We start from the raw sequence: 2,618 nt of genomic DNA, 5'->3' as shown, positions 1-2,618 counted from the left end.
GTATCCTGACGTGGCGCTGCGCATCCTGACGCCGCGCCGGCTCGACGATGTCAGCAACGCAGATGCCGATGCCTTCATTGCGTTTGGTGTCGGCAATTGGCCGAACCGGGCGGTCGAGCCGCTCTGCGAAATCTCGTTCACGCCGCTCTGCAGCCCGACGCTGCTCAACAAGGTCGGCGGTTTTTCCCGACCGTCGGACGTGCTGCGCGCCAACCTGCTGCATCTCGACGACACCGAGGATTGGGCGCGCTGGCTGGCGCTGTCCAAGGTGGAAAACCCCGACATCGAGGGTGGCATCTTCTTTTCCGACATGAACCTGGTCTTTTCGGCGGCGATTGCCGGCCAGGGCATCGCCATGGGCGACGAACTGACCAGCCGGCGGGCGCTGAGCGAGGGCCGGCTGGTCAGGCCGTTCGACATCGCGATCAAGTCGCCACGCTCTTATTTCCTGGTCTCCGAACACGCCAAGGCTTCGCATCCGGTGCTGGAAGCGTTCGCGGGATGGCTGCGGTCGAAACTCCAGGAGAACCGCATTCTGCCGTATTGAGGGCAAGGCGGCGCCATCTCGCCATAGATGAATGGAATTTGCCGATCACGCGAAAACTATTCGGTTGCGGTGAGCCGGCACCCTGCCTACGATTTCGACAAGCGTTAGGGAAAGGGCAGTATGCAGCAACCCGGCCGTGCCGCAGAGATCAAGGCAATCGGGATCGGCAAGAGCTTCGGCTCGTTCCGTGCGCTGGACAATCTGTCGCTCGATATCGGCCGTGGCGAGTTCCTGACCCTGCTGGGGCCGTCGGGTTCGGGCAAGACCACCTTCCTGATGATCCTTGCGGGCTTCGTGCAGCCGACCGAGGGCAAGCTGTTCAGCGACGGCGTCGACATCACCGACCGACCGGCAGAGCAACGTGCCGCCGGCATGGTGTTCCAGGGCTACGCGCTGTTCCCGCATATGAGCGTCGAAGCCAACATCGCCTTCCCACTCAAGGTGCGCAAGAAACCGGCCGCCGACATCAAGCGCCGTGTCGGCGAGATGATCGAGCGCGTCGGTCTCAAGGGCCACGAGAAGAAACTGCCGGCGCAACTGTCGGGCGGCCAGCAGCAGCGCGTGGCGCTGGCCCGTGCGCTGGTGTTCGAACCTGGCGTGCTGTTGCTCGATGAGCCGTTCTCGGCGCTCGACAAGAGCCTGCGCGGCCAGATGCAGGCCGAGATGAAGCGGCTGCACCAGGAAACCGGAACCACTTTCGTCTTCGTCACCCACGACCAGAGCGAGGCGCTGGCGCTGTCGTCGCGCGTTGCCATCTTCAACCACGGCAAACTGCTGCAGGTCGGAGCGCCCGACGAAGTCTACGACCGGCCGGACAACCGCTTCGTCGCCGAGTTCCTCGGCGAAATCAACATGCTGCCGCTGAAGGGCGTCAAGCCTGCCGGCAATGGCTCGACCGGCCTTTGCGAAGACCGCGCGGTCAGCATGGGCTGCAAGGCCGAACTCGTGCGCGGCGATGCCATCCTGGCGATCCGGCCCGAATACATGTCGATATCGGGCGAGGCGGCGGATGGCGAGAATGGCATCGCCGCTACCGCCACCAACTCCACCTATCTCGGTGCTGCGACGCGGCTCGACCTGACGACACGGCAAGGCGCCAAGGTTACCGTCTCGGTGCCGAACGAGGTGGCGGCCGCAGCGCTCAGCAAGGGCAATTCCGTCTGGCTCACCTGGCCGGCGGAAAAGGGTTTCCTCCTTCCGCATGGAGGGCAATGACGACGGTGTGGCGAGATGTCGCTCCACCGCTTTCCGGCACTATCAACAACAAAAAAGGGGAACTGACATGACACATGACAACAAAAAACAAGCCGTCGAGAGCCTGTCCGCCAGGGCAGGTCGCGGCGAGATCTCGCGCCGGCAGTTCACACAGCTGGCGGCACTCGTGCTGGCCGGCACGCCGATGCTGCTGCGCTCGACAGGTGCCTTTGCGCAGGCCAAGGAACTGGTGCTGGTCAACTGGGGTGGCGATGCCATCACCGCCTATGATGCCGCCTATGGCCAGGCCTTCACCAAGGACACCGGCATCGCCGTCAAGATGGACGGTTCGGGTCCGACCGAAGGCGCCATCGCCGCGCAGTTCAAGAGCGGCGCGCCGACCTGGGATCTCGTCGACGTAGACCCCTTCTCGGCCATCACGCTCGGCGCCCAAGGGGCTCTCGAGCCGATCGATTACAACATCGTCGACAAGAAGAAGATGCGGCCCGGCTTTGGTTGGGAATACGCCGCCTCGACCTATTTCTTCTCCTATGTCATCGCCTATGATTCCGAGAAGTACGGCAAGGACGCGCCGACCGGCATGGCCGATTTCTTCGACGTGAAGAAATTCCCCGGCAAGCGCTCGCTCTACAAATGGGGCGTATCGAGCTGGGAAGCAGCACTTCTGGCCGACGGCATCGCGCCGGCGTCGCTCTACCCGCTCGACCTCAAGCGCACCCATGACAAGATCGCCGCGTTCAAGGAAAACGTCGTTGCCTATTGGGGTGGCGGCGCCGAAAGCCAGAGCGTGCTGCTCAATGGCGAGGCCTCGATGGCGATCGTCTGGTCGACGCGCGCTTCGCTGATCGAGCAGGAT

At 63.4% G+C, this 2,618-nt stretch carries 3 protein-coding genes; all 3 read left to right on the top strand.

Features of this window, described 5'->3' with window-relative positions; all coding sequences use genetic code 11:
- A partial coding sequence (locus EN879_RS31495; protein ID WP_245493898.1) for a LysR substrate-binding domain-containing protein occupies positions 1 to 547 on the top strand: 547 nt, incomplete at its 5' end.
- Between the two features lie 120 nt (positions 548 to 667).
- Positions 668 to 1,762 (top strand): ABC transporter ATP-binding protein, encoded by a 1,095-nt coding sequence (locus EN879_RS31490; RefSeq protein ID WP_013532646.1) that lies wholly within the window; start codon positions 668 to 670, stop codon positions 1,760 to 1,762.
- A gap of 67 nt (positions 1,763 to 1,829) precedes the next feature.
- A partial coding sequence (locus EN879_RS31485; RefSeq protein WP_127274507.1) for an extracellular solute-binding protein occupies positions 1,830 to 2,618 on the top strand: 789 nt, incomplete at its 3' end.

Source organism: Mesorhizobium sp. M7A.F.Ca.AU.002.02.1.1 (genome assembly GCF_003998535.1).
Lineage (GTDB): Bacteria > Pseudomonadota > Alphaproteobacteria > Rhizobiales > Rhizobiaceae > Mesorhizobium > Mesorhizobium ciceri.
This window is presented reverse-complemented; position numbering and strand designations above follow the sequence as displayed.